The sequence below is a fragment of the Pseudoalteromonas issachenkonii genome, assembly GCF_002310795.1.
Taxonomy (GTDB): domain Bacteria; phylum Pseudomonadota; class Gammaproteobacteria; order Enterobacterales; family Alteromonadaceae; genus Pseudoalteromonas; species Pseudoalteromonas tetraodonis.
In genome coordinates this window covers 190,607-205,130 of record NZ_CP011030.1, presented here as the reverse complement: position 1 = coordinate 205,130, position 14,524 = coordinate 190,607, and the positions used below count along the sequence as shown (strand labels likewise).

Genomic DNA, 14,524 nt, shown 5'->3' with positions numbered 1-14,524 from the left:
TAAGTTCGTGAGAGATGATCAACAACTTCAATATTAACAATTTCCATTTATGGACTGCGCTGATCACCCCATTTGATCAAAATGGCCTAGTTGATTACGCAACCTTAAACACCTTAGTGGCCGAACAAGAAGCTGCTAACAATGGCATTTTACTGCTAGGTAGCACCGGCGAAGGGTTAGCCCTTACCCTCAAAGAACAGCAAGCCATCGTAGAGCATGTCTGCCAATTAAAACCGAGTGTCCCCCTTATGGTTGCGGTAGGCGGTAGTAACTTAAAGCAACAGCTTGAATGGGTTAATTACTGCAACCAGCTGCCTATCCATGGTTTTTTACTCGGCTCGCCTTTGTATGCCAAACCCGGTGTACTGGGGCAAACGCATTGGTTTGAAAGCTTACTCGATGCAAGTTCTCATCCGTGTATGCTTTATAACGTACCAGGACGTAGCGCCGTAAGCATTCCCATTGCGACTATTGAAAACCTCAAACATCATAAAAATTTATGGGCACTGAAAGAAGCCAGTGGCTCTATCTCTCAATTTGAAGCCTATCGACAAGCAGCGCCTGAACTAGCCATTTTTAGTGGTGACGATGCCCTCATGCCTTATTTTGCCCAAGCAGGTGCAAAAGGTTTAGTGTCGGTTGCAGCCAATGCATGGCCAGTGCAAACCCATGATTTTGTAAAGCGCAGTTTAAGCGGCCAACACCCTAATCTTTTTGTCCAGTGGTCTAGTGCTATCAATAGCTTATTTTCAGTAGCCAACCCTATCCCAGTCAAAGTGTTAATGCATTTACAAGGGCGTATTGGCAGTCCGTATTTACGCCCACCTTTAACACACCTTGAGCTGACACACACAGATGACATTTCATCGGCAAACAACACCATTTTATCTTGGCATTAAATACAGGTTTTTATAATGAACTGGTTAGAACTATTAAATAATTTAGAAACGGGCGCGGTTCGCGCAGCAACACAAGACGAAAACGGCCAATGGCACGCTAACGTAGAAGTAAAGCAAGGCATTTTAGAAGCCTTTAAAAACGGTCAAAACACCGAGTTTGCTGGCGGTTTTGTTGATAAACATAACTTAGCGCCGCAAAGCTTTGAAGCCACAGCAGGAGTTCGCATGGTACCCGGTGGTTCAAGTGTGCGCCGTGGTGCACATGTTGCCAAAGGCACTATTATTATGCCACCTGCGTACGTAAATATTGGTGCATTTATTGACGAGGGCACTATGGTAGATAGCCACGCATTGGTTGGCTCATGTGCTCAAGTAGGTAAAAATGTGCATTTAAGCGCAGCGGTACAATTAGGCGGAGTACTTGAGCCCATTGGCGCAAGCCCTGTGGTCATAGAAGACGATGCATTCATTGGTGCAGGCTGTGTGATTGTTGAAGGCGTGGTAGTTAAAAAAGGCGCGGTACTTGCCCCAGGTGTTCGCTTATCTGCAACCATCCCTGTTTATGACTGCGTAAATGAGCGCCAGCTTGATAAAGGCGAAGCAATCCCTGAATACGCGATTGTGATCCCTGGATCTCGCCCTGCGTCAAACGATTGGGCGCGTGAGCAAGGCTTAAGCATGTCGTGTGCGTTAATTGTTAAATACCGTGACGAGCAAAGTGACGCGTCATTATTGCTTGAAGAGGTTTTACGTTAATGACCTTTTTGAGCACGCCCGTTAAAAGCGCTATTGATAAGCTATCAACTGAGCTTGATACGCCCTTTTTTGTTTATGATCTTGATTCACTAAACACACATTTAACGCGTTTAGTAGCACAAACCGAGGTAAAACTCTGGTATGCAGTTAAAGCGAACCCGTTATCTAGCGTGATCCAACGCTTAAATAACGCTGGTTTTAACTTTGATGTCGCCAGTAAAGGCGAGCTTGAGCAAGTCCTTGCCCAAGGAGTTAACAGTGAACGCGTGCTCAACACGGGGCCTGCAAAAAGCCCTAAACAAATTAAGCACTTTATTGCGCGTGGCGTACGTACCTTTGTGGCCGAAAGTCTCAATCAGGTACGTTGGCTCAACGAACAAGCGATTGCTCAGCAGTGCCAGTTGCAGGTTTTGCTGCGTGTTCAATTACGCTGGCCCGAGGGTGATAAAAACCCGCTAGGGGGCGATAGTCTTACTCCATTTGGCTTAGGGTGCGACGAGTGGCAGGCGCTAAATACCAGTGACTACTGTGCACTTAATTTTGACGGTCTGCATATTTTTCAGTGGGGCAACATGCTTAGCAGCGACAAACTCGCTGAGCTGTGGACACAAATGATTACGCCGTTAAGGCAACTTGCTGAGGATTTAAATATTAACCTCAAGGTGCTGGATTTAGGTGGTGGTTTAGGTATTCCCTATACGCTTGATACGCCCACTCTAAGTTGGGATGCACTCATAGAGGCGCTTGCAAAAATTAAATGCGATGCGGGGGTTACTGAGCTATGGATGGAACTAGGTCGCTACGCTGTAGGCGAATGCGGCCACTACGCCACACCTGTTGTTGAGCGCAAACTAAATTACGGCCAACAACAGGTGATTATGAGCGGCGGCATTAATCATTTATTGCGCCCTGCGGTCACCAGTCAAGATTTCCCTGCGCGTTTATTACGAGATTCAAACGCAGCAAATCAAGCAATGAGCCTATACGGCCCCTTATGTACTGCACTTGATTGCTTAGGAGAGCACCAATTACCCAGTGATTTAAATGAGCAAGACTGGCTAGTATTTAGTCAATGCGGTGCCTACGGTTTTACCGAAAGTATGCCGTACTTTTTATGTCATGAGCTGGCCGGTGAATATGTTATACACAATGGCGTATTGAGTTGCGTGCGACAAGCAGAAGATGCAAGCCACTACTTGAGGTAAAAAAGATGAATAACACCATAGCTATAAGCCAAGAAAACATTGTAGTTGGCGAAGTCGCAAACGGACTACCACTGACTATTCCTGTGTATCGTTTAAAAGGCGATGGCACCGGCCCAAGTGTGTATGTACAAGCAAATATGCATGGCGCAGAAGTGCAAGGCAACGCGGTAATTTACCAATTACTTGAGCAACTAAAAACACTTAATTTAAAAGGTGATATTACCTTAGTTCCTTACGCTAACCCCATTGGCTGTAATCAAAAGTCGGGGGAATTTACCCTTGGCCGATTCGATCCCATTACGGGGACTAATTGGAATCGCATGTATCACTGCAATAATAAACTGGCGACCCAGTTTGCACAGCAGTTCAGCGATGCCGATGATAAAATTCTGAAAACAGCCTTTAAAGCCGCGTTAATTAATGACGTTGAGCAACAACTCAACGGCCCTGATTATCGTTTAACAACGGGGAAACGGATTGCGCTAAACTTACAAAAATTGGCGCATCAAGCAGATATAGTTTTAGATTTACACACCGGCCCTATTTCTAGTCAGCACTTATATTGCCCTGAGTATGCGACCGATAGCGCGCGTTACTTTAATATTCCCCATGTGCTGGTTATTCCTAATGACTTTGATGGCGCAATGGATGAAGCAAGCTTTTGTCCATGGTGGCAGCTTAGTGAGCAACTTGCTCAGCAAGGGCGTGAATTTAACGTGCAAGTTGAAGCCTTTACGGTAGAGCTTGGCAGCCAAGAAAAAATCGATTTAAGCGCGGCACTAGACGATGCCAATAGTATTTTAAGTTATTTAAATCATAAGCAAGTATTTGTTGATGCCCCCTACAAGCCAAAATTGATGACAAGATATGGCTGCCAACTAAATGATTATATCGCTTATTACGCCCCCATGGGTGGCATGGTCGAATACCTCGCACCTCTTGGCGGGCATGTTAAAGCTGGAGAACCCATTGCTAAAATACTGCGAATGGAGCGCTATTTAAGCGAACAACCGCTGCAAACTCTAAGCTTTGATCTCGATGCAATTGCGATATTGCATTTTGCCTCAGCGAGTGTGAATCAAGGTACCGAGCTGTATAAATTTTTTACCAACGTCTTTGAGCTTTAGCTCACCCCTTCTCATTGCGTGAGAGTTAGCTAGTAGATAACTAGTTACACAGTAAAAGCGACTTAGGTCGCTTTTCTTTTTAAAGTATTAAAGTTCAGGACAAATTCACCGTTTATGTGTTAAAAAGGCGCTATAATTAGCAAAATACTGACTTCCCTCACTTACAAAGGAATTATAATGAGTTGGCGCCATTGGATACTACTTTCTACATTACTCAGCACAACCGTTGTTGCTGAAGAAACAGCGAATAACGAGCAAAACAATGAACTTGAGCTGGTAAAGCAATGTATTTTAAATGAAGTGATCGGTGGAGACGGTAAACAAACTCTCGATCAATTACGCGAAAAATGCTCTGCTGTTGAGGAAAACAAGCAGCTAACGGCTATCGACAAACGCCAAGCCCGTGAAGCAGTTGGTAAAAAAAATCGTAATGTAATTACCCCGCATAAACGTAATTATATTTTACCGGTTTCTTATATGTCGAACCCAAACACTCGCCCGTTTGATGGATTTGCAGAGTTAACCGATAAAAAAGATGGCGACCCACTTGATAACCTCGAAGCTAAATATCAGCTATCAATTAAAGTGCCTTTATATGATGAGTTTGCCGATTCAGACCAGGCGATATTTTTTGGCTTTACTTTGCAGTCATACTGGCAAGTATATAACGACGATATTTCCTCTCCTTTTCGTGAAACCAACTACGAGCCAGAAGTATTTTGGATTAATTACTTAGACCCTGAAAACGTTTTATGGGGCGATGAAATGGCAATAGCCATTGGTATTTCGCACCAATCTAATGGTCGTAGTCAGCCAAACTCGCGTTCTTGGAATCGCATTTATGCCGATTTCATTTGGGAAAAAGACGGCTTTGTATTTAGCTTTAAACCTTGGTATCGCATTCCTGAAAACAAAAAGCCTGCGCCGTTAGATGCACGAGGTGACGATAACCCAGATATCTATAAATACATGGGTTACTTTGAATTTGGTGGCGCGTATCGCTTTCACGATCATGAATTTAGTTTTATGACCCGTAATAATTTAAATTCAGATAACCGCGGGGCAATTCAGCTTGATTGGTCATTCCCTCTATGGGGAAGAGTACGCGGCTATGCGCAGTACTTTAATGGTTATGGTGAAAGTTTAATAGACTATAACGCCGATATTGAACGCTTTGGTGTGGGTATATTACTGACAGATTTACTGTAAAAAACGCTTATAAAAAAAGCCAAGCAACTCGCTTGGCTTTTTCGTTTATTTTATCACTTTTTAACCACAAACTGCCCTTCAAACTGGGCAACTACTTGGTCACCATCAAAAATGGTTACTGGTACTAAATAGCTCGCCTTACCCGCCTCTTGTAACTCCATTAAGTTCCCTTTACAGGTTTGAATATTCACACAGCCTCTAGGGTCGGTATTAAGTGGCTTTAAATACTTAATGTTGGCATCTGCTAACACGATATTCCCTTCAAGCCCTGCTTCTTTTAATGCTAAATACGTTGCACCCCAACCCGTTAACGTAGCTAGGCTATAAATAGAGCCCGCAAACATAGTGTTGTGTAAATTTAAGTTAGCATTTAAATCTGCACGAGTAGTAAATTGCCAATCTGTGTAACTTTCTACTTTTATTCCCATAGCATCACTAATGGGGATTGATTCACGCCATGTGTTTTGCAGTACTTGAGTCCAATTAGGGTGGCGAAACCAACCTGGCTCACTCGGTTTGAGCTTAACCATTTTGTAATGCTGTACATCACCATAAGCCAAATGTGCTTTTTCTTTATTTTCATAGCCATGGCGCTGATAAAATTCCAGTGCACGTTCGCGAGCAAACAACACTAATTCATCAGCATCTTGATTCCACGCTATTTTTTCGAGTTCATGTAGTAAACGGCTACCAATATGTTGATTACGGTTACCCTCTGCAACCGCCATATAACGTACTTGAGCTTGTTGCTGATTATTAAAGTGCAAACGAGCCACACCCAATACTTCACCCGCTTTATTTTTAATGAAGCGATGCTCAGCCTCTTGCTCTAAATCGTCTTGCTCAGAGCCCCGAGGTTCGCCCCATGGGGCACGTAAAACCTGCCAGCGTAATTGGTAATAGGCTTGCCAGTCTTCACTACTTTGTGGGGTGCTCACTTGAAACATACATACTCCATAAATTAAAAATGTAAAATATTACGCTGTGCATTTTGTGAAAAACACCATACTCGATCTGGATAAAACTGCAAATAAGACTTTGGTGCTGAGAAAACAGCTGTAAAAAATTAATGACAAAAGCCGTTGCGATTTACCTCTGCTGGTTTATGCTCAATAGCATGAATAAATATATCCATTGCAGTAGTGGCCTGATCAGCCAAAATTTTATTGAGCATAGTTCATCGCTAGGCCAGTTACTTTATTGGCATAATCAGCATGGTGAGCACATACAAGTAAGAGAGTATCAACAACTTCGCTGGCTACTCATTAATAACACCTTGCAGTCTGTTATTTTAAAAGCAAAACCACATGCATTACTGTTTCCACACCTTGCTTATTTAGCAACGGCTTGGCAACAGCTACCTGCGCCTAAAAAAGTACTCGAACTGGGGTTAGGTGGCGGTGCCATTCGTAATTACTTATTAGAACAGTATCCTCAAGTGCAGGTTACTTCAGTAGAGAAAAGCCCCCATATTATTGACTGTTATCAACAATTTTTTGCCCCCAGTGAACAACAACAGATTCATTGCGAGGATGCGCAAACAATTTTAAAATCAGCAGAGCATATGGACTGGGTCATTTTAGATTTATTTAGTGAATTAGACGCCCCGCGATTTTTATTTGATTCATGCTTTTATCAAACAATTTATGATGCACTTGATCAACAGGGCATCTTATTTATTAACTTTTTATCGCAGCACTCATCACAACTCACTCAGTTACAACATGTACTACTGACTGTATTTGGGAAGGCTATTAGTATTCAAAAAATTACCGGCTTTGTTAATCATATTGTGATTGTAAAAAAAGCACGTTAAGCGGTTAAATTAAAGGTAACCGGCCCATCGTTACATAAACTCACCTGCATATCGGCTGCAAATTCACCGGTCGCGACCTTAATACCGAGTAATTTAGCCTGCTCTACAAAGTAATTATATAGCGCTTGCGCTTGGTCTGGTGTAGCTGCCGATGAAAAGCTAGGCCGCATGCCTTTTTTTGTATTGGCTGCGAGCGTAAATTGCGATACGACTAACAGTTCGCCTTGTATGTCTTTAAGGCTGAGATTCATTTTATCGTTTTCGTCATTAAAAATACGGTAATTGGTGACTTTGTGTAATAGTTTATCAGCGCTGCTTTCATCATCTTCTTTTTCCACCCCCAGCAATAATACAATGCCTTGTTTAATTTCACCGACAAGCTGTTGGTCTATCACCACATTAGCATGTGTTACTCGTTGAATTAATCCCTGCATTTACTCTGTATCCTCTGCTTGTTGATCTTTTTTATTGTAATGCTGCATGTTAATACACACGGTGAATTCAGCGCCTAGTAGCACCACGACCCACGACAAGTAAACCCATACAAACAAAATAGGAATGGTTGCTACCGCACCATAAATCACTTCGTATGATGGAAAATGGCTAATGTACAAAGCAAAGCCTTTTTTGGTTAGCTCAAATAACATGGCAGCAAATAGCGCACCGGGAACGGCCGCCTTAAACGAAACACGAGTATTGGGCACTAAGGTGTAAAGCATAATAAAACCGGCCATAGAGATAGCGTACGGTAGTAGCTTTAACAAGAAACCACTAAACCCTGGGATCCCTTGATCGGCAAACGATACCAACGACACAATATATGAGGTGACACCGATACTGGCGCCCAGTAATACGGGCCCTAAGCTGAGTACCATCCAATATACGGCAAACGATATCATCATCGGGCGTTTTTTCTTTACTCGCCAAATACGGTTTAGCGTGGCATCTACATTACGAATAAGTAGCAAGGCAATGGCTGCTAAAAAGCCAATACCTACTGCCGTCATTTGATTGGCATTACTAGCAAACGAGCTAATATGCTCTTTAATAACACCAGAAGAGGTCGGCACAAAGTTAGTAAACAAAAAGCTCTCAATGGCTAAACGAGTCGACTCAAATCCTGGAAAAGCAGAAAATATTGCCACACCTACAGCAATAAGTGGGACTAACGAAAGTAAAGTAACGTACGCTAAATACCCTGCATTAATGGTTATTTGATCGTCAATACAGCGATTAAAATATTGCATCCACCAGCCTGGTTGCAGTTTTAAAAACGCCTTAACTTGCTGTTTATAATGGGAGAGCTTATCATTCATACAATTAACTTTGTTGGTGAGCTTTTGATTATAATAACAATCAAGGCCATAATTTACAGCATTAACACTCGTAAATAGGAATTCAGATGAAAAAACAAACATTTTTAGGGACAACCATACTTGCGTTAATGCTGATGCTCTCTGGTTGTCAGTCTGCTTATTATTCGGCAATGGAAAAAGTAGGTGTTCATAAGCGTGATATTTTGATTGACCGCGTAGAAGAAACAAAAGACTCACAACAAGAGTCTCAACAAGAATTTCAATCAGCACTTGAGCGTTTAACTACACTCATTAATTTTGATGGCGGTGAATTGCAAGATGCTTACAATCAACTTAATGACGATTACGAGTCAAGCCTTCAAGCGGCAAACGAAGTATCAAGTAACATTAATAAAGTTGAAGACGTAGCAGAAGCTTTATTTGATGAGTGGAATGATGAGTTAGAGCAATACAAAAGTGCCTCACTTAAGCGTGAAAGCAGCAAAAAGTTAGCAGCAACACAACGTCAATTCGACCAGTTACTTCGCTCAATGCGCAGCGCCGAGAGTAAAATGGAGCCGGTATTATCATCTTTAAAAGACAACGTATTGTACTTAAAGCATAACTTAAATGCGCAAGCGGTAGCGGCTATCAAAGGTGAATTTACTAACTTAAAGCGCGATATTCAGTTATTAATGAATGATATGAACAAATCGATTGAAGACTCAAATAAATTTATTGAGCAAATGAATAAATCCTAAATATTTAACCTATTAAACTGAGCCCGCTAAAAATAGCGGGCTTTTTTATACACACTTTTTGTTACTTTTTTGTCCTTTTTTAGCAAACTGCTTTTGTTACACTTTCAGTAAGATAAAAATAACAACTAAAAATGAATTATGAAAATACATACGCTTAGCTTAATCATCGCCTCCAGTGTGCTCGTTGCATGCAGCACTGCGAATAATATTGAGGTTATTGCTGGCCCTAATACCGTTATTCCACTTCATCAACAAGGTGAGCAAGCTGGGCGCTACCACAACCTCTACCCAGGCAAAAAAAGTTATCCTGTTAGCTGTGAAACTGATTGCTACCCAAAAAACAATAACTTAGTTTGTGAAACAGAGGCTGAAAACTGCCAATATCAAGGTCAGCAAAAAAATCCGCAGGTTAATGCGGGCTTTACTATTCGTTGGCTCGGACACGCAGGCTTTGTGATCAAAACCCCGAATGGCCAACAAGTTGTGTTTGATCCCGTAAAAGAGCAATTTGACTCGCCTATTGATTTAGCTTTTCGCCTTACTTCAGGATTTTATCGCAAGCCTGGCGACTGGCTCACAGACAATGAATTGAAAAACTTAGTCGCCGTTATGTATTCTCACATTCACTACGATCATTTCAATAAAGCCGATATTGAAGAAATTGGTAATCAGCCTCGCTACCTAACCCCCCTTGGTATGGCTGATAACTTTCCAACAGGTGGCTTTAACATTAGTGAAATGGCATGGTATGCAAAAACTAAAATTGATGATTTAACCATTCATGCGCTACCTGCGCATCATTTTAGTAGTCGTGTTTTAGTGCCTTTTATTTATGAAGATAACAATAAAGACCTATGGAATGGCTGGTTACTTGAGCAAAGTGGCAGCACTTTATTTTTTGCAGGCGACACTGGTTATTCAAAACACTTTAACGATATACAGCAAAAATATGGCGATATCGATGTGTGCTTAATGCCTATTGCCTCTTATTACCATAAAGAGAACGGCAACTGGTACCGTTATGTACATACCACTCCTGAGGATGCATTAACCGCAGCACAAGCGCTTAACTGTAAAGTAATGATACCGTGGGGCTATGGTAACTCAAGTTGGAAGATGGGCGATCACAGCAGCCATTCAGCACTACTGCGCTTATTGCATATGCATAAAAAAATGAACTCGAAGATACCCCTGTATATTTTAAATGAAGGTGAAAGCATCCAGCTTTAATTAGTCATTTACACAAAATGCGTTTACATAATTAGTAATAACCCCCTCACTGAACTATCTTTAATTAACTAAACAGTCAGGGGGTTTTATGTTTCTTGTGCGACTCATTTACGCCAGTAAAATAAGTAGTGGTTTTGGGCCTGAAGATATAGAAAATATTTTACAAAGTGCGCGAACCTACAATGTAAAAACAAATGTCACCGGCATGTTATGTTTTAGTAATGAATACTTTTTACAATGCCTTGAAGGCTCCAGAACCGCTGTTAATAATACCTATCAACAAATATTAAATGACAAACGCCACCACAATGTAATTATGCTCAACTATATCCAAATTCCCGAAAGAGAGTTTGAAACATGGTCAATGGGCTATGTGCCGCAATCACAGCTAACCGAGTTACTTAATCTAAAATACTCGGGTAACATTGACTTTAACCCTTTTAAAATGTCGGGTGAAAGCGCGCATTTATTAATGCTGGCATTAAAAACAAGCATAACTGGGGCAATAAGTTAATATAATAAATACAACTATGAGATTGTTTTTAATTGCTATTTAAGCCAAGCTAAATCATCTTTAATTGATGAGCTTATTAATGAAAAAAACACTACTCGCTTTTAGTTTACTTTTCACCCAACCACTTATGGCTATTGAAGTTAGTTATACATCAACAGCTATTATTATTGATGGTGTCTCTGAAAGTACATGGGATAGCGCCACATGGCATCCTATGCCGCACCTAATGGATGGCGCACTTCCCTCATCAGATGCCGATTTTAAAGGCCGCTACCGTCTTCTATGGGATGAAAACTACTTGTATTTACAAGCAGATATTAGTGACGATGTGCTGATTGATACTCACCCAAATCCAACTGATAAATACTGGGATGATGATGCCTTAGAAGTGTTTATAGATAGTGACGCATCGGGTGGGAATCATCAGTTTAATCATACCGCGTTTGCTTATCACATTGGTCTTGATAACCAAGCAGCCGATTATGGCCCTGATAAAAAAGCGCATTTATATACCGACCACTTAGTTAGTAACTGGAAGCGTAATACCACTGCGCCCTATAACATCACGTGGGAAGTGGCGATAAAACTCTACCCGAATGATTATCAACAAGGCGCACAAAACACTCCGCTTAAATTAACTGAAAAACACGTTATTGGTTTTATGCTCGCCTACTGCGATAACGATGGTAGCGAAGTACGTGAACACTTTATGGGCTCACACGAAGTACAGCCAGTGAACGGTGACAGAAACCGTGGATTTATAGATGCAGATGTATTTGGGAAAATCACTTTGCTACCGAAAAGTAAGTAATCACTAACTAAATAATTGATAACGAAGGTTGGGTTGAGCTAAGCGAAACCCAACAAAAATACCCTATTAACAAAAACAGAGACTTTGCAATATAGATTATTTAATTCTCAAGCACGTTTTTCCTTATATAAAGAGCGCTGCGCCCTAATAAAGCTAATTTCAGCCACCCTTTTGCTCATGATTAATAATTTTAAGAAGCAAATCAATTCTGCGATTTGTTTTTTTGGTCTGCTCCCTAATCATTCCCTGCACCACAGCTGAAGCAAGGAAAATAAAACATATTATTTGAAATATTTCAGTTTCAATATCATAGAAGCTATTAGCAATTGATAACAAAATAAAGGGTAAAAAAATTGATATGAGATCTTTCAAGCCCCAATCATTTTTTCCTAACGTTTCAAATTCATCTTTATATTTTTGCAGTTCAGCAATATGTTCTATCTCTAGTTTTGCCATAATTTCATTTTCGGTATTCACACTAGCTCACACGCACATAGTAAATATAGCTTTGATAATAACTTAATACCTCTTTTAGGTTCAATATTAAAAACTGTTTAACAGTATCGAACCAACTGCGATGCTTTAACCTGTGGACTTACGCTCTTCTCTGGCTAACTATTATCCACAAAAAAGCCGCTGTATTTTGCAATACAGCGGCTTTTAAAATCATGATTCTAAATTAATAGATTATGACTTTGGCGCACGACCCGCACGTTTACGCTCATTTTCAGTTAAATGACGTTTACGAATACGAATGTTCTCAGGTGTAACTTCTACTAACTCATCATCAGCAATAAACTCAAGCGCTTGCTCAAGTGAATAGTTAAGAGCTGGTGTTAGTGTTTGTGCTTCATCGGTACCAGATGCACGAACGTTAGTAAGTTGCTTACCTTTAAGCGCATTAACTGTAAGGTCGTTATCACGGCTATGAATACCGATAACCATACCTTCGTATACTTCAACACCGTGACCGATGAATAAACGGCCGCGCTCTTGTAAGTTAAATAATGCGTTAGTTAGTGCTTTACCTGTTGCATTTGCAATCATTACACCGTTCTTACGAACACCTAGCTCGCCACCTTTGTGCGGACCGTAGTGATCGAACGTGTGGTAAAGTAAACCAGAACCTGATGTTAACGTCATGAACTCAGTTTGGAAACCGATTAAACCACGGCTTGGGATCATAAAGTCCAAACGCATACGGCCTTTACCATCTGGGGCCATATCAGTAAGCTCACCTTTACGAAGACCAATTTGTTCCATGATAGAACCCTGATGCTCTTCTTGACAGTCAATTGTTAGTGTTTCATACGGTTCTTCTAACACACCATCAACAGTACGTAAGATAACTTCTGGACGAGATACCGCTAACTCGTAACCTTCACGACGCATGTTCTCGATTAAGATACCTAAGTGTAATTCACCACGACCCGATACACGGAAGCTATCTGGGTTATCAGTGTCTGCAACGCGAAGTGCAACGTTGTGTACTAGCTCTTTGTCTAAACGCTCACGGATATTACGTGATGTTACAAACTTACCTTCTTTACCACAGAAAGGTGAGTTATTTACAGAGAACGTCATCGTTACTGTTGGCTCATCAACACTTAGTGGAGGTAATGCTTCAACGTTGTTAGGACAACAAAGCGTATCTGAAATCTTAAGCTCGCCAAGACCCGTTACCGTTACGATGTTACCAGCGTAAGCTTTGTCAGTGTCAATACGCTCAAGACCTAAGTAGCTTTGTACTGAACCAATTTTACCGTTACGTTTAGACCCGTCAGCGCTAATAACCGTAACTTGTTGGTTAGGTACAACTGAACCGCGTTTGATACGACCAATGCCAATTACACCTTTATAAGAGTTGTAATCAAGCTGTGAGATCTGCATTTGGAAGTCACCTTCAGGATCTGCATCCGGTGGTGATACTTCGTCAACGATCATCTTGAACATAGGTTCCATGTTATCAGATGCTTCGTCTAAATCTAATGTAGCCCAACCATTGATTGCTGATGCGTAGATTACTTTAAAGTCTAACTGTTCATCAGTTGCGCCTAGGTTATCGAATAAATCAAAGATTTGATCCATAACCCAATCAGGGCGAGCACCTGGCTTATCAATTTTATTGATAACAACGATTGGCTTTAAGCCTTGCGCGAATGCCTTTTGCGTTACGAAACGCGTTTGTGGCATTGGACCTTCCTGAGCATCAACAAGTAGTAATACTGAGTCAGCCATCGAAAGTACGCGTTCAACTTCACCACCGAAGTCGGCGTGTCCAGGAGTATCTACGATATTGATATGGTAATCATTCCATGAGATAGCGGTGTTTTTCGCTAAAATGGTAATACCACGTTCTTTTTCAATGTCGTTTGAATCCATCACGCGCTCTTCATTACCGCCGCGTGTTTCTAATGTACCTGATTGCTCAAGTAGTTTATCAACCAGTGTTGTTTTACCGTGGTCAACGTGGGCGATAATTGCTATATTTCTTAACTTTTCGATGCTCATATATTCACTCAGAGAAATTGAATCTCATTGATCCTGCAGGGGCTATACGTTCTCACCTGCGCTTTCACGAGATGTCCCAGCATAGGATTTAAAAGGGCGCATATTATCCCCTATAAATGGAATGGATGAAAGTTTATCCAAAATAAAATTTCAAACTTTCTCAATAAAATAATTAACCCATTGTTTTAAAATAATTAATTATGATAATTAATTTTTAGATATTTATATAAAAAGATGGTTTTGGGTTAATTTAAAGCGACTTTACTGCGTATTTTGCATTTTCTTTGTGCTAGTCTAAGGTGATTAATTTACAAGCAATTATTGCTTTGTAAATATTGCACCATTTTGGAAAAATTACGCACTAAGATGGTGCTTAATCTATATCGCCTT

15 protein-coding genes are annotated in these 14,524 nt (G+C 40.9%); 10 read left to right on the top strand and 5 right to left on the bottom strand.

The annotated features are described in order from the left end of the window. The first annotated feature begins 14 nt into the window (after window positions 1-14). The 5 genes from dapA to PISS_RS00985 all read left to right on the top strand — a co-directional run bounded on the left by dapA (window position 15) and on the right by PISS_RS00985 (window position 5,196). A complete protein-coding gene (gene dapA / locus PISS_RS01005; protein WP_058154016.1) occupies window positions 15-899 on the top strand; it encodes a 4-hydroxy-tetrahydrodipicolinate synthase in 885 nt (294 codons plus the stop codon). Between the two features lie 15 nt (window positions 900-914). Further along, a complete protein-coding gene (locus PISS_RS01000; RefSeq protein WP_013463810.1) occupies window positions 915-1,655 on the top strand; it encodes a 2,3,4,5-tetrahydropyridine-2,6-dicarboxylate N-succinyltransferase in 741 nt (246 codons plus the stop codon). Beyond that, window positions 1,655-2,860, top strand: coding sequence for a PLP-dependent decarboxylase (locus tag PISS_RS00995; protein ID WP_058154014.1), 1,206 nt, complete (start codon window positions 1,655-1,657; stop codon window positions 2,858-2,860). The genes PISS_RS01000 and PISS_RS00995 overlap by 1 nt, the downstream gene beginning before the upstream one ends. Window positions 2,861-2,865: 5 nt before the next feature. Next, window positions 2,866-3,987: a succinylglutamate desuccinylase/aspartoacylase family protein gene (locus PISS_RS00990; protein WP_058154012.1), complete on the top strand. Its 1,122-nt coding sequence runs from the start codon at window positions 2,866-2,868 to the stop codon at window positions 3,985-3,987. 177 nt (window positions 3,988-4,164) lie between these two features. Then, a complete protein-coding gene (locus PISS_RS00985; protein WP_058154011.1) occupies window positions 4,165-5,196 on the top strand; it encodes a phospholipase A in 1,032 nt (343 codons plus the stop codon). Between the two features lie 53 nt (window positions 5,197-5,249). Here the strand turns inward: PISS_RS00985 and PISS_RS00980 are convergent, their stop codons facing one another. Continuing rightward, a complete protein-coding gene (locus tag PISS_RS00980) occupies window positions 5,250-6,143 on the bottom strand; it encodes a bifunctional GNAT family N-acetyltransferase/hotdog fold thioesterase (RefSeq protein WP_058154009.1) in 894 nt (297 codons plus the stop codon). A gap of 122 nt (window positions 6,144-6,265) precedes the next feature. Here PISS_RS00980 and PISS_RS00975 point away from each other — a divergent pair, with 122 nt between their 5' ends. Beyond that, window positions 6,266-7,012 carry a spermidine synthase gene (locus tag PISS_RS00975; protein ID WP_058154007.1) on the top strand — a complete coding sequence of 249 codons (747 nt, stop codon included), beginning with the start codon at window positions 6,266-6,268 and terminating at the stop codon, window positions 7,010-7,012. Here the strand turns inward: PISS_RS00975 and dtd are convergent. Then, a complete protein-coding gene (gene dtd, locus PISS_RS00970) occupies window positions 7,009-7,446 on the bottom strand; it encodes a D-aminoacyl-tRNA deacylase (RefSeq protein ID WP_033102725.1) in 438 nt (145 codons plus the stop codon). The two genes, PISS_RS00975 and dtd, sit on opposite strands and share 4 nt — an antisense overlap. Next, window positions 7,447-8,328: a virulence factor BrkB family protein gene (locus PISS_RS00965; RefSeq protein ID WP_013463803.1), complete on the bottom strand. Its 882-nt coding sequence runs from the start codon at window positions 8,326-8,328 to the stop codon at window positions 7,447-7,449. A gap of 86 nt (window positions 8,329-8,414) precedes the next feature. Here PISS_RS00965 and PISS_RS00960 point away from each other — a divergent pair, with 86 nt between their 5' ends. The 4 genes from PISS_RS00960 (at window position 8,415) to PISS_RS00945 (ending at window position 11,623) form a co-directional block, all read left to right on the top strand. After that, on the top strand, window positions 8,415-9,068 hold the full coding sequence (locus tag PISS_RS00960; protein WP_013463802.1) for a DUF2959 domain-containing protein: 654 nt from the start codon (window positions 8,415-8,417) through the stop codon (window positions 9,066-9,068). Between the two features lie 138 nt (window positions 9,069-9,206). Beyond that, entirely contained in the window at window positions 9,207-10,298 is a 1,092-nt protein-coding gene (locus PISS_RS00955) for an MBL fold metallo-hydrolase (protein WP_013463801.1), read from the top strand. A gap of 88 nt (window positions 10,299-10,386) precedes the next feature. Then, complete coding sequence (locus tag PISS_RS00950) at window positions 10,387-10,812, top strand: BLUF domain-containing protein (RefSeq protein ID WP_028835927.1); 426 nt, start codon at window positions 10,387-10,389, stop codon at window positions 10,810-10,812. A gap of 79 nt (window positions 10,813-10,891) precedes the next feature. Next, window positions 10,892-11,623 (top strand): CBM9 family sugar-binding protein, encoded by a 732-nt coding sequence (locus PISS_RS00945; protein ID WP_058155437.1) that lies wholly within the window; start codon window positions 10,892-10,894, stop codon window positions 11,621-11,623. Between the two features lie 159 nt (window positions 11,624-11,782). On the opposite strand, the gene PISS_RS00940 is transcribed toward PISS_RS00945, so the two are convergent. Next, window positions 11,783-12,100: a hypothetical protein gene (locus PISS_RS00940; RefSeq protein WP_016900062.1), complete on the bottom strand. Its 318-nt coding sequence runs from the start codon at window positions 12,098-12,100 to the stop codon at window positions 11,783-11,785. Between the two features lie 210 nt (window positions 12,101-12,310). After that, window positions 12,311-14,134: a translational GTPase TypA gene (gene typA, locus PISS_RS00935; protein ID WP_013463797.1), complete on the bottom strand. Its 1,824-nt coding sequence runs from the start codon at window positions 14,132-14,134 to the stop codon at window positions 12,311-12,313. Window positions 14,135-14,524: the final 390 nt, after the last annotated feature.